General features: G+C 36.4%; 19 protein-coding genes. 10 read left to right on the forward strand and 9 right to left on the reverse strand.

Going from position 1 to position 22965, the window contains the following annotated elements; all coding sequences use genetic code 11:
• Positions 1–46: 46 nt before the first annotated feature.
• The 3 genes from DDY94_RS05155 to DDY94_RS05165 all read left to right on the forward strand — a co-directional run bounded on the left by DDY94_RS05155 (position 47) and on the right by DDY94_RS05165 (position 5034).
• Entirely contained in the window at positions 47–2509 is a 2463-nt protein-coding gene (locus DDY94_RS05155) for a DUF5686 and carboxypeptidase regulatory-like domain-containing protein (protein WP_111682970.1), read from the forward strand.
• 71 nt (positions 2510–2580) lie between these two features.
• Entirely contained in the window at positions 2581–3102 is a 522-nt protein-coding gene (locus DDY94_RS05160; RefSeq protein WP_111682971.1) for a nuclear transport factor 2 family protein, read from the forward strand.
• Positions 3103–3192: 90 nt separating this feature from the next.
• Positions 3193–5034: a Xaa-Pro dipeptidyl-peptidase gene (locus DDY94_RS05165; protein ID WP_111682972.1), complete on the forward strand. Its 1842-nt coding sequence runs from the start codon at positions 3193–3195 to the stop codon at positions 5032–5034.
• Here the strand turns inward: DDY94_RS05165 and DDY94_RS05170 are convergent.
• Positions 5031–5675, reverse strand: a complete 645-nt coding sequence (locus DDY94_RS05170) for a protein-L-isoaspartate(D-aspartate) O-methyltransferase (RefSeq protein ID WP_111682973.1) — start codon at positions 5673–5675, stop codon at positions 5031–5033. The two genes, DDY94_RS05165 and DDY94_RS05170, sit on opposite strands and share 4 nt — an antisense overlap.
• A 142-nt stretch (positions 5676–5817) precedes the next feature.
• Between DDY94_RS05170 and DDY94_RS05175 the strand changes: the two genes are divergently transcribed.
• The 7 genes from DDY94_RS05175 to miaA all read left to right on the forward strand — a co-directional run bounded on the left by DDY94_RS05175 (position 5818) and on the right by miaA (position 12810).
• Positions 5818–6777, forward strand: coding sequence for a Gfo/Idh/MocA family protein (locus DDY94_RS05175; RefSeq protein WP_111682974.1), 960 nt, complete (start codon positions 5818–5820; stop codon positions 6775–6777).
• Positions 6778–6823: 46 nt separating this feature from the next.
• The gene (locus DDY94_RS05180) at positions 6824–7714 is read left to right on the forward strand and encodes a 3-hydroxybutyryl-CoA dehydrogenase (protein ID WP_111682975.1); all 891 of its coding nucleotides are present in this window, start codon (positions 6824–6826) and stop codon (positions 7712–7714) included.
• Positions 7715–7779: 65 nt separating this feature from the next.
• Positions 7780–9018 (forward strand): DUF1015 domain-containing protein, encoded by a 1239-nt coding sequence (locus tag DDY94_RS05185; RefSeq protein ID WP_111682976.1) that lies wholly within the window; start codon positions 7780–7782, stop codon positions 9016–9018.
• Complete coding sequence (locus DDY94_RS05190) at positions 9008–9679, forward strand: YggS family pyridoxal phosphate-dependent enzyme (protein ID WP_111682977.1); 672 nt, start codon at positions 9008–9010, stop codon at positions 9677–9679. Before DDY94_RS05185 ends, DDY94_RS05190 begins: the two co-directional genes overlap by 11 nt.
• An 11-nt stretch (positions 9680–9690) precedes the next feature.
• Positions 9691–11058 (forward strand): exonuclease domain-containing protein, encoded by a 1368-nt coding sequence (locus DDY94_RS05195; protein WP_111682978.1) that lies wholly within the window; start codon positions 9691–9693, stop codon positions 11056–11058.
• A gap of 23 nt (positions 11059–11081) precedes the next feature.
• Entirely contained in the window at positions 11082–11912 is an 831-nt protein-coding gene (locus DDY94_RS05200; RefSeq protein WP_111682979.1) for an ion transporter, read from the forward strand.
• Entirely contained in the window at positions 11905–12810 is a 906-nt protein-coding gene (gene miaA, locus DDY94_RS05205; protein WP_111682980.1) for a tRNA (adenosine(37)-N6)-dimethylallyltransferase MiaA, read from the forward strand. The genes DDY94_RS05200 and miaA overlap by 8 nt, the downstream gene beginning before the upstream one ends.
• 35 nt (positions 12811–12845) lie before the next feature.
• Here the strand turns inward: miaA and DDY94_RS05210 are convergent, their stop codons facing one another.
• The 8 genes from DDY94_RS05210 to DDY94_RS05245 form a co-directional block, all read right to left on the reverse strand.
• The gene (locus tag DDY94_RS05210) at positions 12846–13556 is read right to left on the reverse strand and encodes a response regulator transcription factor (protein WP_111682981.1); all 711 of its coding nucleotides are present in this window, start codon (positions 13554–13556) and stop codon (positions 12846–12848) included.
• A 9-nt stretch (positions 13557–13565) separates the two neighbouring features.
• A complete protein-coding gene (locus tag DDY94_RS05215) occupies positions 13566–15134 on the reverse strand; it encodes a sensor histidine kinase (protein ID WP_232817821.1) in 1569 nt (522 codons plus the stop codon).
• A gap of 67 nt (positions 15135–15201) precedes the next feature.
• The gene (gene coaE / locus DDY94_RS05220; protein WP_111682982.1) at positions 15202–15795 is read right to left on the reverse strand and encodes a dephospho-CoA kinase; all 594 of its coding nucleotides are present in this window, start codon (positions 15793–15795) and stop codon (positions 15202–15204) included.
• A gap of 1 nt (position 15796) precedes the next feature.
• The gene (locus DDY94_RS05225) at positions 15797–16681 is read right to left on the reverse strand and encodes a YbbR-like domain-containing protein (RefSeq protein ID WP_157957254.1); all 885 of its coding nucleotides are present in this window, start codon (positions 16679–16681) and stop codon (positions 15797–15799) included.
• Positions 16682–16759: 78 nt separating this feature from the next.
• Positions 16760–17761: a glycosyltransferase gene (locus tag DDY94_RS05230; RefSeq protein ID WP_111682984.1), complete on the reverse strand. Its 1002-nt coding sequence runs from the start codon at positions 17759–17761 to the stop codon at positions 16760–16762.
• Positions 17762–17812: 51 nt separating this feature from the next.
• Entirely contained in the window at positions 17813–19567 is a 1755-nt protein-coding gene (locus tag DDY94_RS05235; protein WP_111682985.1) for an FG-GAP-like repeat-containing protein, read from the reverse strand.
• A 46-nt stretch (positions 19568–19613) separates the two neighbouring features.
• Positions 19614–21317: an FG-GAP-like repeat-containing protein gene (locus DDY94_RS05240; protein ID WP_111682986.1), complete on the reverse strand. Its 1704-nt coding sequence runs from the start codon at positions 21315–21317 to the stop codon at positions 19614–19616.
• A gap of 79 nt (positions 21318–21396) precedes the next feature.
• Positions 21397–22878 (reverse strand): T9SS type A sorting domain-containing protein, encoded by a 1482-nt coding sequence (locus DDY94_RS05245; RefSeq protein WP_111682987.1) that lies wholly within the window; start codon positions 22876–22878, stop codon positions 21397–21399.
• Between the last annotated feature and the right edge of the window lie 87 nt (positions 22879–22965).

Here is a 22965-nt window from a genome sequence, read left to right on the forward strand (position 1 = left end):
CGTTTAATTGTTGCGTCTATATAGTTATAACCATCAATCTTAATTTATGAACAGATCTTTACTAGGCTTACTTTTTTTATTATTCAGTACAGTCATTTCAGCCCAGATCACCGGTACCATTACTGACACAAAAAATAACCCACTACCCTTTGTAAATGTCATTATTGAAAACACCTTCAAAGGCACAACCACTAATGACGACGGTTATTACGAACTCAATATTTCAGAACCTAAGAATTATACCATTGTGTATACCTATTTGGGTTATAAAACGGTGAAGAAAAATGTTGAGATCGATAAATTTCCATTCCGAATAGATATTACTCTTGAAGAAGAATCAGTATCTCTAAATGAGGTTGTGGTTAATGCCGAAGACAATCCCGCCAACGCCATCATAAGGCAAGCCATCGCTAAGCGCAAAGAAAATCTGGATAAGATCAATTCATTTAAAGCTGATTTTTACTCGCGCGGATTAATTAGAATCAAAGACGCACCAGAGAAAATTCTTGGACAGGAAGTCGGTGACCTTGGTGGCGGATTAGACTCAACACGAAGTGGCATAATTTACCTTTCTGAGACCATTTCGAAAATTCAATATTTAAGACCAAACCTTCTTAAAGAGAAAATAACAGCTTCAAAAGTTAGTGGTGACGACAGTGGTTTTAGTTTTAACAATGCCCAAGATGTTGATTTCAATTTATACAATAACACTATCGAATTTGGAAACGAAATAGTATCGCCTATTGCCAATAACGCTTTTGGTTATTACCGCTATAAACTTGAAGGTGTATTTTATGACGACCGCGGTAACCTCATCAATAAAATAACAGTGACACCAAAACGAGAAAACGACCCTGTGTTTTCAGGTACTATTTACATCGTTGAGGAGCAATGGAATATCTACGCTATTGAACTCAATATTACTGGTATCCAAGCACGAATTCCTGCCGCAGATTTGATCTCACTTAAACAGAGTTTTTCTTATTCAGAAAAGGACAATTTATGGGCGTTGATCTCCCAAAGTATCGACTTTCAATATGGCATATTTGGTATAAAAGGCGATGGAAGATTTACCGCAGTTTACAGCAATTATGAGTTCAATTTAGATTTAGATCGTAAAGATTTCGGACCAGAATTGGTAGCTTTTGAAAATGAAGCTAATAAGAAAGATTCGCTATTCTGGAAAACGATAAGACCTGTTCCATTAACCTCAGAAGAACGTATCGATTATATCAAAAAAGATAGCATTCAGATCGTTCGTGAATCTAAGACCTATTTAGATTCTATAGATCGTGTTGAAAACAAATTCAAGTTAGGTGATGTTTTGGGCTACACGTATCGCAATTCTTATAAAAATTACAGCTTAGGTTTCGATATTCCGATAAGTGGTGTTCAATTTAATACGGTGCAAGGCTATACAGGCAAACTAAATCTGTTCTTCACGCAGCGTTACGATGATTTCAGACGTTATTTAGCCTTTAATGCCGGACTCCAATACGGTTTTTCCGACGAACGATTACGCTTCACAGGTTCGGTATCGTATAAATTCAATAATACCAACCGACGTATCATTACTTTATCTGGAGGTGAACAAGTGCAACAATTCAATCCTGCAAACCCGATTACTCCTATAGGAAACACAATCGCCTCGTTATTCTTCGAGGAAAACTATATGAAATTGTACGAACGTCGATTCATTCAACTTAATTATTCTGAAGAGCTATTTAATGGGTTTAGATTGTTCTCTAGTATTTCCTACGAAACACGAAATGCACTTTTCAATACAACAGATCAAAGTTTTTACCCAAGAGCTGACCAGGAATATACAAGCAATAATCCGCTAGACCCAACTAGTGCCACTGCACCTTTTGAAAACCACAACATTGTTAAATTGAATGTTACCGGACGCATTAATTTCGGACAAAAGTTTTTGAGTTATCCCGACAGCAAATTCAATATCGGTAGCGATGCTTATCCGACTTTAGTGCTGAGCTACGAAAAAGGGTTTGGCGCCACTAATTCTGATTACGATTTCGATCAGATCAAAGCACGGATTTATCAGTCCTTCAATATAGCTGATAAAGGGCGATTTAGATATAACATTAGAACAGGTAAATTCTTTAATGCCGATGATATTGCGTTTATGGATTTCCAACATTTTAATGGTAACCAGATCAATGTAAGCCGACGTGGTAATTACACCGATGTCTTTAATAATCTGGGCTATTATGATCTTAGCACCAATGATAGTTATCTAGAAATGCATGCAGAGCACGACTTCAATGGTTTCATTTTAGGTAAAATTCCGTTGCTTAATAAACTGAATTTTAACCTTATTGTAGGTGCGCATAATTTAGCAACACCAGGAAATAAGCCTTATCAGGAGTTTACTATAGGAATTGATAATATTGGATGGGGTAAGTTCCGCTTCTTGAGATTCGATTACATCCGTTCTTATCAAGGCGGTTTTCAAGGTGATGCCATTTTGTTTGGTTTGAAATTCTTTTAACTTTACAGTGATGCCATCGCTACAATTTTGACAGTTCGGCACATTTTTAAATCAATTACAAAATAGCTTTCATGAAGAAATTAATAGTAGGCTTTATGCTCTTAACATTAGCAATCCATGCCCAAGAAGACACCAACGACTATTCAAACAACGTAGCAACTTTAGATAGTACCATAGAAACCTTATACAATGTGATTTCTGGAGATGCTGGTGTAGAGCGCGATTGGGAATTGTTCAAACATCTTTTTCACAAGGATGCAAAATTAATTCCGAGCGGTAAATCTCCTGAAGGTAAACATGTCGCCCGTTATATGACTCCAGATGATTATATTCAATCTTCTGGAAAATGGTTATTAGAAAATGGTTTTCACGAAGTTGAACTCAACCGTGAAACACATACCTTCGGAAATATTACGCAAGTGTTTAGCACTTATGAATCCTATCGAAAAAAAGACGACAAGGAACCATTTATGCGAGGTATTAACAGCATACAATTAATGAATGACGGTGAACGTTGGTGGATCATCAACATCTTTTGGATGCAAGAATCGAAGGCCAACCCAATTCCTGAAGACTACCTTCCTAAAAATTAATACCTAAATCCAAACAAGTTTAATCTGAAACTTATCTTAAAGAATTTGAGGACTAAGCGATACTCCTTATTTTTATAAAAAACTTATAAGATGAAATACTTCACTATCAAATCCAATTCATTATTAATCGCAGCCCTTGCATTTAGTATTTTAAGCTGTGCTCAAAATTCAACCGTAAAAGCCCAACCTGTTTTTAAGGATGGCGAAGCTCAAATTGTTGAGGCCTTTAGCAATCCAGATAATTGGTTGCGCCACGATCTATGGGTTGAAACTGAATTTGATACGGATGGTGATGGAGATCTAGACCGAATGCATGTTTCTGTAACGCGACCAAATCAAACAGAAACTGTAGGATTACAACTGCCAGTGATCTATGTTACGAGTCCATACTTTGCTGGTGTTGCGGGTGATGTTCCAGGTATTATGTGGGATGTTAAACGGGAACTTGGGGGCAAATCTAAAGAACGCACACATCCCGAAGTTCAACGACGTGGTAAACGTCCTATCATTTCAAATTCTCACCTAAGAAAGTGGGTGCCTAGAGGCTACATTGTGGTACATTCGTCTTCTCCTGGAACTGGACTTTCAGATGGTGCACCAACGGTTGGAGGACCAAATGAATCTTTAGCTCCGAAGGCTGTGATAGAATGGTTGTGCGGACGTGCAAAAGGTTACACCGAGCGCAATGGCGATGAGGAAGTCAAAGCTTATTGGTCGACTGGTAAGGTTGGAATGACAGGAACTTCATATAATGGCACATTACCTTTAGCAGCGGCAACTACTGGCGTTGAAGGGTTAGAAGTAATCATTCCAATTGCACCTAATACGTCTTATTATCATTATTATCGTTCAAACGGTTTAGTGCGTTCTCCTGGCGGCTATCTTGGTGAAGATATAGATGTGCTTTATGATTTTATCCACAGTGGCGACGAATCTAAACGTGAATATAATAACAAGACCGTTCGTGATACTGAAATGATGAACGGAATGGATAGACAAACTGGAGATTACAATGAATTTTGGGAAGGTAGAGATTACCTCAATCAAATGGATAACATGAAAGCTGCCTTATTGATGTCTCACGGTTTTAATGACTGGAATGTGATGCCAGAGCATAGCTACCGCATTTACAAAGCAGCTAAAGAAAAAGGATTACCGCATCAAATTTATTACCACCAAAATGGACATGGTGGTCCACCACCAACCTCAATGATGAACAAGTGGTTTACAAAGTATCTACATGGTATAGACAACGGTGTGGATAAGGAAGAAAATAAAGCGTACATTGTTAGAGAATACGACGATAGACAGCAGCCAACAGCTTATTTAGATTATCCAAATCCAGCAGCGAAAGAAGTGACCTTTAATCTTACGCCTGGAGGAAACGGAATAGGCGGATTGACTCTTAATTCTACAGCTTCCACAAGTGAAACGCTTGTAGATAATGTTTCTATTTCTGGCAAGGAATTGGCTAAGCAATCGAGTTCAAAAAATAGATTGATGTATGCAACGCCAATACTGAAGGAAGACCTTCATATTTCTGGTGTTCCGAAGGTTAGTATAACGCTTTCTTGTAATCAACCGGCCGCAAATTTATCAGTTTGGCTAGTGTCATTACCATGGGATGATAATGCCAAAAAGATAACGGATAATATCATAACACGTGGTTGGGCAGATCCTAAAAATTATAAATCCTTAACGAATGAGGAAGATCTGGTTCCGGGGAAATCTTACACCGTCAATTTTGAATTACAACCAGACGATCAGATCATTAAGGCCGGGCAACAAATAGGTTTGATGATCTTTTCGAGTGATCAGGATTTTACCATCCATCCGAAAGCAGGTACAGAATTGACAATTGAATTAGATAAAACCACCTTAACACTACCGATTGTTGGTGGCAAAGACGCTTTTAATAAAGTGACAAATTAGTTTTTGTCTTCTAAAAGTGGAACAAATCTGAATTTACCAAACTCTTGTTTTTCAAACTCTTTTGGCCCTTTTCTAATGAAGAGGGTCATAGTTTGAACATCGTCACCTACGGGGATAACCAATCGCCCTCCCACTTTAAGTTGGCTTAAAAGTGGCGTAGGCACAAACGGTGCTCCTGCAGTAACAATAATACCGTCGAATGGCGCTTCCTCTGGCAGCCCTTTATAGCCATCACCAAAAACTAATTTTTTGGCCCTGTATCCAATTTTTGGAAGAAACTTAGAGGTCTTTTTAAAAAGTTCTTGCTGACGCTCTATACTATAGACCTTTGCTCCTAGTTCTATTAAAACCGCACATTGGTATCCGCTACCTGTACCAACTTCTAAGATCTTATCTCCTGATTTCACATCTAACAATTCAGTTTGAAACGCTACAGTATAAGGTTGAGAAATCGTTTGGTCAGCCGCAATCGGGAAGGCTTTATCAACATAAGCATGATCAATAAAACTTGAATCCATAAATAGATGTCGTGGAACTTTATTTAAAGCGCTTAGTACAGCTTCATCCTTAATACCACCATGTTCTCTAATCGAATCAACAAGTTGTTGACGCATTCCTTTATGCTTAAATGTATCTTTCAAAATTTAGTTTAGTTTCACACAAAATTAATTCAAAGAAAAGCAAAATCCTACCCAAATTTCAATTATTGAATTCACAGTTTTTTATAGTTCCTTTTTGAAATTTTTCATGCAAAACGCCTATTTTTGTTAAAAATTGAAAAACATGCTAAAAGCGGGTGTTCTTGGTGCTGGTCACCTTGGAAAAATTCATTTGAGATTACTCAATCAATCAGATAAATATGAACTTGTTGGCTTTTATGATGCTGACCCGGAAAATGCAAAACGCGTTGCCGATGAATTTGGCTATACTTACTTCGATTCCATCGATGCACTAATTGATGCTGTGGATGTGGTTGACATTGTAACACCTACTCTTTCGCATTACGACTGTGCAAAGAAAGCAATTAAAAAAGGCAAGCATATTTTTATTGAAAAGCCAATAACTAATACCGTTGAAGAAGCTGAAACCATCAGAACATTAGTAGCCGAGCATGGTGTTAAAGGACAAGTTGGACATGTTGAACGCTTCAACCCTGCGTTTCTAGCTGTAAAAGACAAGATCGACAACCCCATGTTTATTGAGACCCATCGTTTGGCTGAATTCAATCCACGTGGCACTGACGTTCCTGTGGTTCTCGACCTTATGATTCACGATATAGATATTATTTTAAGTGTGGTGAATTCACCGGTAAAACATATTTCAGCAAGTGGCGTTTCGGTAGTAAGTGAGACACCAGATATCGCCAATGCCCGCATTGAGTTCAAAAATGGATGCGTAGCCAATTTAACTGCTAGTCGAATTTCACTTAAAAACATGCGCAAAACTCGTTTCTTCCAGAAAGATGCGTATATCTCTGTTGATTTTCTTGAGAAAAAATGTGAAGTCGTAAAAATGAAGGATGCACCTGAAAATCCGGGTGATTTCGATATGATTCTTCAAAATGCAGAAGGCGTAAAAAAGCAGATTTATTTCGACAACCCTGAAATAGCAAGTAACAACGCCATCTTAGACGAATTAGAAACATTCGCAGACGCCATTAATAACAATACAAAGCCAATAGTAACACTTCATGATGGTACCGAGGCGTTACGCGTGGCAACAATGATCATAAATCAGTTTTAATTTCCATTAATTTGGAAGTTTCATAATACCAATAAATTTTTATTAAATGAAAAACGTAGCTGTAATTGGAGCAGGAACCATGGGAAATGGAATTGCACACACTTTTGCACAATCTGGATTTAAAGTTCAACTTATAGATATTAGCGAGGCTGCCCTAAAAAAAGGTGTAGATACCATTTCGAGAAACTTGGATCGTATGGTAGCCAAGGAGAAAATTACCGAAGCCGATAAAGAGGCAACATTAAATAATATCACAGTATATACAGATGTCTCTGAAGGTGTAGAGTATGCGAGCTTAGTGGTTGAAGCCGCTACTGAAAATGTGGACTTGAAAATGAAGATCTTCAAGCAGCTAGATGAGGCTTGTCCGGACGACACCATTTTAGCAACAAATACCTCTTCAATATCGATTACTCAGATTGCAGCTGTGACCTCACGCCCTGATATGGTAATTGGGATGCACTTTATGAACCCAGTTCCGATCATGAAATTAGTTGAGATCATTAGAGGCTACAATACTAGTGATGAAGTAACGAATACCATCATGGAGTTATCGAGAACACTTGGCAAGATTCCGACTGAGGTTAACGATTATCCAGGCTTTGTTGCCAATCGTATTTTGATGCCAATGATCAACGAATCTATTGAAACTCTTTATAACGGTGTTGCTGGCGTTGAAGAGATCGATACGGTTATGAAATTAGGAATGGCGCATCCTATGGGGCCATTGCAATTAGCAGATTTCATAGGGCTCGATGTTTGTTTGTCCATACTTCACGTGATGTATGACGGCTTCAAAAATCCGAAATATGCACCATGTCCATTGTTAGTTAATATGGTAAGAGCAGGAAAACTCGGTGTGAAATCGGGTGAAGGATTTTATGATTATTCAGAAAGTAGAAAGGCTGAAAAAATTGCGAAGCAGTTTTTAAAGTAGGCAGTGACAGTAGTCAGTTTACATTTATTTCTAAAAACTGATAACTGCGACTGAAAACTTAGAATATGGCAAAAATAATTCCATTTAAAGCAGTAAAACCGACACGAGCAATCGTTGGTTTAGTAGCCGCAAGACCTTATCAAAGTTATACGGTTGATGAGCGCGAGTCTCGTATGGATTACAATCCGTACAGTTTTCTTCATATCGTAAATCCGGGCTATAAATATTCTCAAGAGGTTACTGGTAATGAGCGCTATAAACTTGTGAGGAATCGCTATATGGAATTTAAAGAAGATGGTGTGTTTGTAACCGATAAAAAACCATCGCTTTATGTTTACAAAATTGTCAATAGACATAAGCAAGAATTCAATGGAATAATTGCAGCCACAAGCGCCGAAGACTACGAGCGAGATGTCATTAAAAAACATGAAGAAACTATTGCGAAGCGCGAGCAAACCTTCAAAAATTATCTTCAGACGGTTGGGTTTAACGCTGAGCCTGTTTTACTGACATATCCAGATAATAGTGTTATTTCCGATATTATAAAAGACACTCAAAAAGCGCATGCAGAGTTTGAGTTTACTATGACCTATCGCGATACCCATTATCTTTGGAAAATTGATAATGACGAAACAATAGCGATTGTTCAAGAAGAATTCAAGAAAATGGAAACCATCTATATCGCTGATGGTCACCACAGATCGGCATCGTCATTTTTACTTTATCAGGACGAAAAACAAAAGAATCCTGAGCACAACGGTACTGAAACTTACAACTTTTTCATGTCGTATCTAATTCCTGAATCGGATCTAGTGATTCAAGAGTTTAGCAGACTGATTAAGGACCTAAATGGTTTAACTAAGGAAGAATTCTTAATTAAACTCGACGCTAAATTCAGAATAGACAATAGAGGTTCTGTACCTTATCATCCTTCTAAACCACATCATTTTAGTATGTATTTGGACGGTGAGTTTTATTCACTCTACTTAAGAAAAACGAACTACAAATTTCAGACTGCATTAGATAAGCTCGATGCACAATTACTCTACAAAACCATTTTACAACCCATACTAGGCATTGAAGATCTAAGAAACGACAGTAGGATTGAATATGTTCATGGGAAACACGAAATGATCACCATTAAAAGTAGTGTTGATAGTGGCGAATTTAAAGTAGGTTTTGGTATGTGTCCTGCCACCGTTCAGCAAATGAAGGAAATTGCAGACGAAGGCCTTATAATGCCACCAAAAAGCACCTATATATTACCTAAATTACGAAGTGGAATTACGATCTATGAGTATTAGTGAAAATCTTCAGAAGATAACATCGAGAATACCAAACGAGGTTACCCTAGTTGCTGTTTCAAAAACCAAGCCTGTTAGCGACCTTATGGAAGCCTATAATTCTGGTCAGCGCATCTTTGGCGAGAACAAAGTTCAGGAAATGGTTGAGAAATACGAGCAAATGCCTAAAGACATTGAATGGCACATGATTGGTCATTTACAGCGTAACAAAGTAAAATATATGGCAGGGTTTGTGAGTTTAATACATGGCGTGGATAGTTTTAAGCTATTAATTGAAATAGACAAGCAAGCTAAAAAACATAACAGAGTGATAGACTGTTTGATTCAAATTAAAATTGCAGAAGAAGACAGTAAATTTGGTATGTCGGAAGCCGATGCCCACTGGATGTTGAATTCCGAAGAATTTTTGCAATTAGAACATATCAAAGTTAAAGGATTAATGGGAATGGCAACGTTTACCAATAATATGGCTCAGGTTGAAAACGAATTTAATTATCTGAACCAGACTTTTCAAAATTTTCAAGAATTTGAAAGTACCAACTTCCAACCTGAAATTATTAGTATGGGAATGAGTGGTGATTATGAATTAGCCATTGCATGTGGTAGTACTATGATCCGCGTAGGAAGTAATATCTTTGGAGCAAGGAATTACAGCAATTAAAACGATTCGATATTTACGCAATTATTGACATAGAAACTACAGGTGGCAAGTACAATGAAGAAGGTATTACAGAAATTGCCATTTACCGCTATGATGGACATAAAGTTGTAGATCAGTTTATTTCGTTGGTGAATCCTGAGCGCGAAATTCAACCCTTCGTTGTCAACCTAACAGGAATCAATTCGCACATGCTCAGAAATGCACCTAAATTCTACGAAGTTGCCAAGCGTATTGTAGAAATTACCGAAGACACCATTCTTGTGGCTCATAATGCAGATTTTGATTATCGCATTTTAAAAACTGAATTCAGCAGGTTAGGTTTTGCTTTCAAACGTAAAACTATATGTACTGTGGAATTGTCGCAACAACTCATTCCTGATATGGAATCTTACAGCTTAGGCAAGTTAACCAGAGCACTCGGAATTCCGGTTAGTGATAGACACCGTGCCAATGGTGATGCATTAGCTACCGTGAAGCTTTTCAAAATGTTATTGAATAAAGATTCGGATAAGACCATCATTAAACAAGCGATTCGAATTGAAAAAAAATCAACCTTAGCCCCTAACCTAAAAGATATTATTGAAGAATTACCCAGTGATACTGGCGTATATTATATTCATGACGCCAATGGCAATATTATTTATATAGGTAAAAGCAACAATATTAGAAAACGAATAACACAGCACTTCACCAATAAAAATTCAAAATCAAAGAAAATTCAGGTTCAGGTTGCAGCAGTGACTTATGAAAAAACCGGGAGCGAGCTTGTGGCACTTCTGAAGGAAAGTGAAGAAATTAAAACCAACAAACCGTTACTAAATAGAGCACTTAAAAGAAATAATTTCACCCAAGGCTTGTATAGTTTTACAGATGAAAACGGCTATATCAACTTAAGAATAACTCATATAAAAAAAGGTCAGAAACCTATCACTACCTTTACCAACAGGAAAAGTGGTGTTTCATTTATGAACCGAATGGTAGAATCCTATGAGCTTTGTAATAAGTTGTGTGGTTTAGAGAAATCTGAAACGAGTTGCTTTGATTACGAAATAGAACAATGCCACGGTGCATGTGTTCTTAATGAATCTCCAGAATCTTATAATAAGAGAGCCCAAGCTGTTATTGAGAATAATTCGTACGATAATAAAGACATGATACTTATTGATCGCGGGAGAGATATCGACGAGAAAAGTGTGATTCTTATTGTTGATGGCGTATTTAAAGGTATTGGATTTTTCGACCTCAATCATCAGATCAATAATCGCGATATCTTGGAATCTTTAATTACGCCGATGGATAATAATAGAGACACTCAGCATATTATCCAAAGTTATATGCGTAAGAACAAACGGCTCAAAATTGTAGATTTAGGCAACTAACATTTCTTTTGTACATTTAGAGCATGGAAGGCACATCAAAACATACCTGGCGTACAAAACTCCATGAAATTATCTATGAGGCAGATACACCTTCTGGAAGGTTATTTGATGTTGTATTGTTAATCGCTATTCTTGCAAGTATTCTTTTTGTAATGCTTGAAAGTGTTCAGAGCTTTGATGAAAAATATCACGATTTTCTAAACATTTCAGAATGGGTTATAACCATTCTTTTTTCCATTGAATATATAGCGAGAATCGTTTCAGTAAAAAAGCCTTTAAAGTATGTGACCAGTTTTTATGGCATTATCGATCTACTGTCAACTATACCAAAATATTTGTCATTAATTTTCGTTGGAACACACTCATTAGTGGCGCTCAGAGCACTTCGCTTATTAAGAGTTTTCAGAATATTAAAGCTAACGCGCTACATAGGAGCCTCCACAAATTTCATAAGAGCATTAAAAATGAGTCGCGCCAAGATTGGTGTGTTTTTATTGTTCGTTGTCATTCTATGTGTCATTCTTGGAACAATCATGTATTTAGTTGAAAGTGAAGAAGGCAGTGGATTTACAAGTATACCTAGAAGTGTGTATTGGGCTATTGTGACCTTAACAACTGTAGGCTATGGCGATATTGCTCCCGCCACTCCACTCGGTCAGCTAATTGCTTCAGTTATTATGATTATGGGTTACGCCATTATCGCAGTCCCAACTGGAATTGTCTCTTCTGAAATGACTCGATTTAGTACAAAGTCTGTAAACACAAATACACAATCTTGTTCAAATTGCTTGGCTGGTAACCATAGTGACGACGCCAAATATTGCCATAACTGCGGACATACTCTTCATGACTAATACGTATCTTATTTCGATTGTTGGGCCAACGGCTATAGGTAAAACAGCACTTAGTATTAAGTTAGCACGGCATTTTAAAACAGAAATCCTATCAGCCGATTCTAGACAATTCTATAAGGAAATGGCTATTGGTACTGCAGTTCCGTCAGAAGATGAATTAGCTGCCGCAAAACACCATTTTATTCAGCATAAATCAATAAATGATAATTATACAGTTGGTGATTTTGAACGCGATGCCATAAAGGTCGTCGAAGACATCCATAAACAAAATGAATTAGCTATTATGGTTGGTGGCTCAGGATTATATGTAAAAGCCGTTACCAAAGGATTAGATGACTTTCCTGATGTGGATAAAAGCATCAGAGAAGACTTAAATGAAACGCTTCAAAATGACGGTCTAAAATCGCTTCAAGAAAAACTCAAGGTACTCGATCCAGTAGCATATCAAACCATTGCTATTGATAATCCGCAACGCGTTGTAAGGGCTTTAGAAATCTGTATTGGCACAAGTAAACCCTACTCTTCATTTCTCACTAACCCTGAAAAAAAGCGATCTTTTAAAACAATCTCCATTGGTTTAGATGCTGAGCGTGCTGAGATTTACGATAGAATTAATCAGCGTGTGGATATCATGATAGATAATAGTCTTATTGATGAGGCGAAAGCTCTTTTTCCTTTCAGGCACTTGAACGCACTCAACACTGTGGGCTATAAAGAGTTGTTTCAATATTTCGATGGAACGATGACGCTAGACTTTGCGATTTCAGAAATAAAAAAGAATACACGGCGCTTTGCGAAGCGACAACTGACATGGTTTAGGAAAGACGAAAGTATTAAATGGTTTAATTACAAAACTGATATAAATACAATTACTGATTATATCGAAGAGCAGCTATAAAAAATCCGGCACTTGGCCGGATTATTAGTTTATAATTAACTGTCTTTATTGATAACCAGCCTGAAGCCTTCACCGTGAATATTAAGTATTTCTACTTTCGGATCTGGTTTAAGATATTTACGCAATTTAGCGATATATACATCCATACTTCTCGAGGTGAAGTAATTATCGTCTCTCCAAATCTTGGTTAGCGCTAGTTCTCGTGGCATTAAGTCATTTTCATGAAGAGCCAACAAACGCAATAATTCATTTTCTTTAGGTGAAAGTTTTGTTGGTTCACCACCGTCAAATTTTAAGAAACGAAGTTTAGAGTTAAGATCAAACCTTCCGATTTTAAATTCAAACTGCTTACTATCAGCAACTGAGTCGGTAGCTTTGCGTTGCATGATTGCTTTGATCTTCATAAGTAGCACTTCGCTATCAAATGGCTTGTTAAGATAATCATCAGCACCAACTTTATAACCTTTAAGAACATCTTCTTTCATGGCCTTTGCTGTTAAGAAAATGATTGGCACATCGGTGTTCTTTTCTCTTATTTCTTTTGCTAAAGTAAATCCGTCTTTATAAGGCATCATGACGTCTAGGATACATAGATCGTAGTCATCTTTCTTGAACTTTTCAAAACCTTCCATTCCGTTTTTGGCATGGACAACATCGTAATCGTTCATCATTAAATAATCTTTTAAAACGGTTCCAAAATTTGGATCGTCTTCTACCAAAAGAATTTTCTTGTTTTGTTCTTCCATAATTCGTTTTTATGATATTAATGGCATCCTTATAATAAAAGTACTGCCTTTTCCTTTTTCACTTTCTACTGATACATGACCTTGATGGTCATCTACCATTCGTTTTACATAGGCCAATCCTAGACCATGTCCTTTCACATTATGTACGTTACCCGTATGCTCTCTATAAAATTTCTCGAACACACGTTTAGCAACTTGCTTAGACATTCCACTTCCCTGATCGCTTATTCTCAAAATAATGTTATTCCCAATATTTTCGGTATAAACATCAATTTTTGGGGCGCCTTCAGAGTATTTCACCGCGTTGTCTAATATATTTACGATCACATTTGTAAAATGCGTATCGTTAGCTAAAACTGATGATTTAGCAGCATTGAGATGTGTTTTAACGTAACCCTTACGATCTTCAACAATTAATTGAACATGTGTTACAGCATCATTAATTAGGTCGTGTAACTTTAAGCGTTCCTTACTTATGTTAAGTTCATTTTTCTCCAATTTAGAAATTCGCAACACGTTCTCAACCTGCGCATGCATGCGCTTGTTTTCGTCTTTGATCATTCCTAAATAACGCTTCACCTTTTCCTGATCTTCAATGATCTTAGGATTTTTAATAGCATCTAAAGCCAAGTTAATCGTGGCAATTGGTGTTTTAAACTCGTGCGTCATGTTATTAATAAAATCGGTCTTTATCTGTGAGATCTGACGCTGCTTTATTAATTGATAAATCGCACTAGAATAAGCAACTATAATAACACTAGTAAAGATTATTGATAATACGATCATCCAAAGTATGGTAGATAATAGGTACTGTTTCCTATCCGGAAAGTCTACCCAAAGTCTGTAATTACTTTCACTATTATTATCTCTAAAAATTGGTATTCCAAAAAACGCATTACTCTTTCTGAAATTTTGGGTTTGCACTTTGGTTGCCAAATCATCATCGTAAATGGCAAATTCAAAATCGAGTTCAACGCCTTCTCCTTTTAAAGATCGTTCTAATAATTTCTCTACTTGTTCTACGGTAACTCTTTTATAAATGGGCACATCTCGCAATAAGGTCTTAAATGAGTCTTCATAGGCCTGCTTATCGAGATCGGTGAGCTTAGAAAACTCTACTAGACTTTTAGTTGGCTTTATTCCTAAATTACCATCTATGGTTGATCTGTCGTAATAATCGGTGGTGCGCTCGCTAGTAAAATTACTTACATCTATACTGTCTGCATCAATTTCAAAGAACAAGGAAGGCACCCTAAAGCGCTCTTCTAAAATGGTGTTTCGATGAATAATAGTTTTATCGTTGTCGATATCATCTCTAGTAATATAAAGCTGACGTAACGCCGTTGAATCTGGAGTTCTATCATCAGCGATATAAGGCTGAATTAAACCATAAAACTTTCTAATCTCGTAGTTTTGAATATCTCTCGACACAAAACTTAGAGCAATCGTAACACTACGGGTAAAATTCTTTTCCTCATTTTCTAAACTGTTGTTTATAAAAAATGATTGCACAAAGATGATACCAATGAGCGATAAGCTCATTAAAACCACTAATAAGATGAATAGTCTTTTACCCATCAGCCAAATTTAACATTTTAACATTTAGCACAAATTATGTTTAACCTTACATTAACAATCGGAAAGGCTAGGATTGTTTTGATTTTTCAAGAATCTCTTGATGGATTTTGAAGGCTTGTTTTGCTGAAGTTTCTAGATCATTATTCTCAATAACAAAATCGGATTTTTCAATCTTTTCCTTATCAGGCAGTTGATTTCTAATTATTGACTGAACCTTTTCTGCAGTTACGTCATCGCGTTGCATAACACGTTCAATCCTCAAATCTTCATCAGTAATGACGGTAATGATATAATCGTATTGATATTCTAAATTATTTTCAAAAATAATCGCCGCTTCCTTAATAATATAAGGAGCATCTTGTCTTTTAAGCCAGCGTTTAAAATGTGAAGCCACTTTAGGATGAACTATGGCATTCATCTCAGCTAATAGGGATTTGTTGTTAAAAATCTTTGAAGCCAAATATGGTCTATTTAATCGGCCATTTTTATAGGCAGATTCACCAAAAATCTGAATCAACTTACGCTTAATAACTTTCGATCGATTCATTAAGGCCTTGGCTTCCTTATCAGCAATATAGATTGGAATACCATAAGATTCAAAATACTTTCCTATGGTGGTTTTACCACTTCCAATACCGCCAGTGAGTCCTACAATTATCATGCTATAATTTAATGAAATCTACGCGCTTTTGTTTTATACTTAAACGTTTAATAAAGTTAGGGCTTTTTGTAATCTTAGGTTCAAAATAGGTTTGTCCTTCATTGTCTTTGTCGTAATGACATTGCACTTCAAAATCATTGACCGAAATGGAACTATAGCTTTCAAGGTCCACATAGTATGAAATTGTTACCGTTTTGGGAAAGTAATTTAAATTGAGGTCTTCGGGTTTACCAGTTATGGTAATTGGAACTTCAATAGTACCTTCAGTAAACCGCTGAACCTCTGCTTTAACACGGACCTCTTTTGGAAAAATTTCAATGTCTTCTAGTTCAATGAGATCAATCTCTTCATCAATAAGATTACTGACCTTGTTAAGTTTTAAAGGTTGTGTTTGAATAGACTTAATACCCTGTATCTTATCCTCTGCTCCAACGATCTTAACGCTATCTACATCAAACGTAAAATTGCCTTTGATATCAAACCCCGTAGCATATTCAATATCCGAGTTTAATACGACTGGGATGTATTTAGATGCACGTTTAGAATAAGGCAAAAAAAGTGTATCCGGACTTATTGTAAGCAATTTATACGAAGATCCTAGTTGCTCTTCAATGAGATAACGATGCTTTCTAACATCGAAAATAAAATAGGTCTCTCTATTAATAATATCCTCTTTTGAATCGATATCTATATCCTTATAATCACTAAAAATATAAGGTACTAATGCAAAGCCTTTTGCCTCTACCAAAATATCGATGACGTTTGAAGAATCTTGTTTAACAATAATCTCCTCTTCGAGATTAGCCAAATTAATTTGAAGTTTTATCCGCTGTTTATAATCGTTTGAAAGCTTTGAAATTAGTAAAAACACAAAAGCAATTGCCATAAAAATGCTGAAGCGATTAATATCACGCTTCTTGAGCTTCTTAAATATGTTCGATTTACTTCTAGAATTCATAACGATCTAAAAAAACAATTTCGGAAATGCTTCTTTTGGATTTCTACGCAAAACGAATATACTCATCGTAGATTTAAGAAATCCATAGCCATAACCACTAAATTGAATAAGTATGGCCAATATTGATTGAAGGGCTACACCAATATTCCTCGTTGAAATTAAGGCCAATACAAAGGCCATAACAAAATACAATAGATAGAGTAAAAATGGCAGTTTAATACCAAAAAATAATAATCCTATTGAAACTATTAAGCCCAATAAAAACAGCGTAGGAAACCAATACACCAAACTCTTTGATCTAGGATGCCATAGGTTTAGAATAGGTCTCACCAATCCGAATTTATGAACTTGTTTATAAAATTTTGACCAAGAAATTCTTCGTTTGTGGTAGACATAAGCATTTTCAATAAGCGTTGTTTTATATCCTAGTTTCTTTAGACGTAATGACAAGTCTGGATCTTCACCTGGGTGAATTTTCCCAAAACCAGCAGAGTCTAAAAATGCCTTTTTAGATAAACCCATATTGAAGCTTCTAGGTTGAAAATTCTCAACGCTCTGTTTTCCGCCTCTAATTCCTCCGGTGGTTATAAATGAGGTCATGGCAAAATTGATCGCCTTTTGAAGGTTAGTAAACGATTCGTGTGCAGCATCTGGCCCACCAAAGCAATCGTAATAAGTCGAATCTAAGAATGAGGTTACCTCATTTAAATAATTTGAAGGCAATATGACATCTGAATCTAAAATGATAAAATAATTGCCGTTTGCTCTTTTCATTCCGAAGTTTCTAGAATCTCCTGGCCCAGAATTCTCTTTGAAATAATAGGATATATTCAAATTTGTATTGAATGAAGAAATAACCGCCTCTGAAGTTTCTGTCGATCCGTCTTCAACAATAACAATCTCGTAGTGATGATTGCCTTCAAGTGCTGAAAAACTTTCGAGAAGTTCACGAATCTCTTCTGGCCTATTGAATACCGGAATAATAAATGAAAACTGAATACCCTTCATAGGTCACAAAGGTAATACTAAGTTGTTATATGAATGGATTTCAAACCTGGTTTATTCCTTAATAAACTTTACAGATTTCTTACGGAAATTATCGGCCTCAACCTGAGCAAAATAAATTCCATTGCTGTAAGACGAAATATCGAGCGTCACTTCATTTTGATCGAACTCAGTTCGGGAGATCTTTCTACCTAATTCGTCTAAAATTGTAATGACTTTAATAGTACTGTTCGAATTAAAACTGAGTTTTGTTTTACAAGGATTCGGAAAGTATTGAAGTGCAAACTCATTCGAATGATCGTCTAGTGATAAGGTTGATCCTTCAACAATAGTTATTTTTTGATTAGGCGTAACATTAAAAATAGTGTCCTCTATTCCGCTCAGCCATTTTACTTTAACGTAATCAATAGTGTTTGCCACGTCCACCCCAAAATGCTCCGTATAGCTATTCTGTGATAAATACCCTTCACCGCTCATAATGAGTCGATATTGCTTATTTCCATTTATCGAAATTTCTATGAGAGAGCCAATACCATCTTTGTTACTAACGTTGCCTTCAAGCGCAACAGAAATGTAGTTTCTGGTATTAACAGCGATATTTTCCCATAGACACGGGTTGGTATCTAGGTCATTGTTGACGATTATTTCGAGATGACCATCGTTATTATAATCTCCAATAGCAGATGAATAACTGCGATATGAATTAGTACTGAAACCCGAATATCCTGAACCATCAAAGGTTTCATCACCATTACTCTCATAAAAGGCATATGAAGGATAACTATCACTATCCGTGTACATAGTATTTACGTAAAGATCGAGATGACTGTCATTATCTGCATCGAGAAAATTGGAGCCCCACGCAAAACTATCGAGATCGGTACCTGAGGTACTAGAAATATTTGTAAAAGTATCGTCTCCGTTATTTTTCAAAAGTACACATCCAGGATCTGGTGTACTTATAGTTGCAGGCGTATTGGTGATGTAAATATCGAAAAATCCATCGGCATTAAAATCGTCGACAGTGACGGACATTGCATCGATAACGATGTCAGCTCCCGACGATTCGCTGATATCTGTAAACGTGCCATCGCCATTATTTTTATAGAGATAATTTGGCTTAAACTTATCATTAGCAACATAGAGATCTTGCCATCCGTCATTATTAATATCGAAAAACCCAGAGCAAAAACTTAGTGCCGGTTGATTAGTAAGACCTATGCTATCGGTAACTTCAGAGAAGGTACCATCACAGTTATTTTGAAATAGGTAATTGGTAATTGTGGTATTTCCAATTCTGTTTGATAAATACACGTCGATGCAGCCATCATTATTGATATCTCCCCATGAAGCACCGTAAGTAAACAGATTGTCTAAAGGAAAGCCTGAAGCCACTGTAACGTCATCTAAATTATTATTCTGACGTTCAAAAAGTCTATTACCGTCTGAATCACTTGTTAGGAATAAATCTTTATCACCATCATTGTCATAGTCAATCCATGTTACACTTCGTGTTTGATAATTATATGCCAAAGGGTTTGAAAAAAAGTCGACTTCTACGAAGAAAAAACCATCAATATTTTTGTAAAACCGAACAGGTTCATTGACGCTAGACGCTAGCGTAATGTCATCAAAACCATCATTATCGAAATCTGCAAAACTTACACCTGTACCACCAAAAGAAGAAAATCCGGTATGAGAGGTTATACCTAAAACTGTGGCCCTGTCAACATAATCGATTTGGCTATAACTTTCAGAATGAAAGACTAATAACAAAATAATAATATTGACAAACCCTAGCTTTTTCATAACTCCATTATTTAATCCTATTTTACCTTTCTACATTTACTGTAATTTATTCCTTCAGAACTTTAATAGTTCTGGTTGTATTTGCGCCCCTTAATTTTATAAAGTAAGCACCGTTATTTAAGCTCGACAAGTCCATTAAAACATTTGACTGTTTTGGAGCGATCGTTAAAACTTCTTGTCCAACAATATTGTAAACCGTTACATCCTCTATAATTTGTTGAGAACGTAGGTTTAATTTATCCTTAACCGGATTTGGATAATGGGAGAAATTCAAAGCATCATTTTCATCGATTGAAAGCGTTGATCCTTCAACAATGTTTAGTAATTGATTGGTAGAAACATCATATAGTACATCTTCAATACCACTTAACCAAGTAACTTTCACATAGTCTATAATTGTATTTCCTCCTACTCCGAACATCTCTGTTCCCGAATTTTGTGATAGATAACCTTCGCCACAAAGTGTGTATCTGTATTGTTTATCGTCATTTATTGAGATCTCTATAAGCGATCCTATACCATTTCGATTACTAGTTGTGCCTTCGAGCTTCACCTTAAGCCAGTTATTATTTCGCGAGGTGCCATTTTCCCAAAGAGAAATATTGTAATTATTGATATGATTAACGGCAATTTCAGGATAACCGTCGTTATCAATATCACCAATGGCATTTGAATAACTCTCAGCGAAATCATTTGGAATTACTGTATTATCTAAAATAAATTGAACATTGCTATTATTTTCATAAAATGCTGAGGACAAGTACTGCGGAAACGAACCGTTTGTTTCACCACTTACGTAGAGATCCATATCGGCATCATTATCGGCATCTAGAAACACTGCTCCCCAACCCAAACTATTAAAGGTTACCTGATATTGAGCAGCCATATCTGAGAAGGTTCCATCCTGATTATTTATAAGCAATGCCGAGTCATTATCATCATTAGTCACATAGATATCTAACCAACCGTCGTGGTTAATGTCATCAACGGTAACTGACATAGCATCAATGTACAAATTCGTTCCAGTTAGAGCACCTACCTCAGTAAATGTACCATCACCATTATTCTGATACATCAAATTGGGTGTAGTAGGCTTATCGTTAGAAACGTATATGTCCTGATCACCATCCTTGTCATAATCTAAAAATGCTGAACAAAACGATGTGAAAGCAGTAGTTAATAACCCAGCCTCATTATTTACCAGAGTGAAGGTATTATCGCCATTATTCTTATACAGAATATTAGGGATAGTTAAATCTCGTATGCTTAAAAATACATCCAAATAACCGTCATTATTATAATCGCCCCACGAGGCACCATAGGTAGGAAAAGGATCAGTCAACATACCTGAAGAATTGGTAATATCTTCCATGATCATATTACCCAGATTTTCGTAAAGTTTTACTGAACTATTATCACTGGTGAGGAATAGATCATTATCACCATCATTATCAATATCAACCCAGTTTGCCTGCTTTGTCTGTTTGTTATTGTCTGGCAGGCTTAAATTATGAACAACAAAAGTGCCGTTAATATTCTTTAAAAAGTGAACAGGATCACCTTGGGCTGAACATATGGTAAGATCGTCCCAACCGTCGTTATCATAATCAAAGAAAGTAATGCCATTCCCTAGAAAGGTGTTACCACAAACCACATTTATTCCGATACCTGAAGCATCATCTAAAAAGGTTATTTGGGCATGCATTCCGAAAAAGGAAGCACTAAGGATTAAGAGGATTAACTTTCTCATGATAAGACTACTTTTAGTTTTATCATCTTAACATAAAAAGCCGCTAATAAGCGGCTTTCTATGTTTACAAATTATAGAATTACTGCTTAATTACTCTAATTGTCTTAGTGATATTAGCAATAGTTACTTTTACAAAATAAGTACCCGTTTGTAATCCTGACATATCGATATCACTATCAACATTATTAGGATTAGCACGTAAAACTTCTTGACCTAACATGTTGTACATTGTTACATTCTCAATATTATTCTGAGCGCTCAATGACAACGTATTTTTTACAGGGTTTGGATAGTAAGTGAATGAAGTAGTATCATCTAAATCATCAACACCTAAAGTTGCACTGTAAGCAGAAATTGAATATGGCTCGAATTCATCATCACCGAATCCCCATAATCTAATATAAAGCGTCTGTCCAGGAGTAAGACCTGTTAATTCTAAGAATGAATAAGCACCTGTTGCAGCACCATCATCATCACATCCAATAGAAGTTAATGATCCAGTACAATCAGAATCACTTGTATACACTTCAAGAGCAGTATCATTACCAGTAGTACCGGTAGCCACATCTGCTGCAGTTTCAATTGTTATATCGCCAGCTGCTGGTACAACAACCGTATACCATACATCATTTGTAGCAGTACCACCACAAGAATTTGTAAAACCAGAATCGGTTGCTCCAATTAAGGTTCCATCAACTGGGTTATCACCATAAACAGCTCCTGCTGTTAACGGCACTGCATTAGCACAAGAATCATTTGATGGTGGACAATCATATTGCTGCTCAGATAAATCAAAATCACAAGCCGCTACCGAGTGCTCAACTGAAAGTGTTACAGCAGTTCCTGTTGGATAAGGTCCAGCTATTACTGTTCCTACTGATAAAGCATATGTATTTGTACCATCGTTAAGCTGAGTACCATCATTTACTGCACTAACAACCACATCAATGGTAAATTGGTTGTTACCACAATCGTCTACAACGGTTGTAGAATCTATTACAGCTGCAGTACATCCTAAATCTTGCTGTGCCACAAAATTATCTACATAAAAGTAATAATCTCCTGCAACCCAAGTATTTAAAATTTGTAATTGAATATCCGACCCGTTTGGCAGACTTGCTGCTGGTATAGTCACCATCATATTTGCACAAGCTTCCTGTACAACGTGGTTAAGGTCGTCTATAGTTAATACCGTAGTCCAATTCATACCAGCATCAGTAGAATACTGAACTTCAGCAGAACCCCATCCAGCTACAGTTGCTGGTCCTGGTGGATCTCCAAAACCTGCAGGGTAATCTAAAATAGCATAATCAAAACTAATGTCTAAATCAGTTCCATTAGAAATAGCTGCGTAATTAGGCGAGGTTAGAGTATTTGAGGTATTTGAAGACCACATGTTCTCTCTAATTGCACCTGCACCTGAACAAGGAAGTTCGGTAGTATAAGAATAACCACCACTCCAAGTACCAGGCAATGAAGCATCAAAGTTTTCATTCACATTTAACTGCCCATATGCTGTATAACCAATTAAACAAATAAGCATCAAAGTAATTTTTTTCATAAACACATTTAATTTAAGTTAGTAATTCCTTAAAAATATGTTAATTATTGGAAATACCTCTGATACTCAATTACAAATCGACTAAAG

It is taken from the genome of Winogradskyella tangerina, from assembly GCF_003260205.1.
Taxonomy (GTDB): domain Bacteria; phylum Bacteroidota; class Bacteroidia; order Flavobacteriales; family Flavobacteriaceae; genus Winogradskyella; species Winogradskyella tangerina.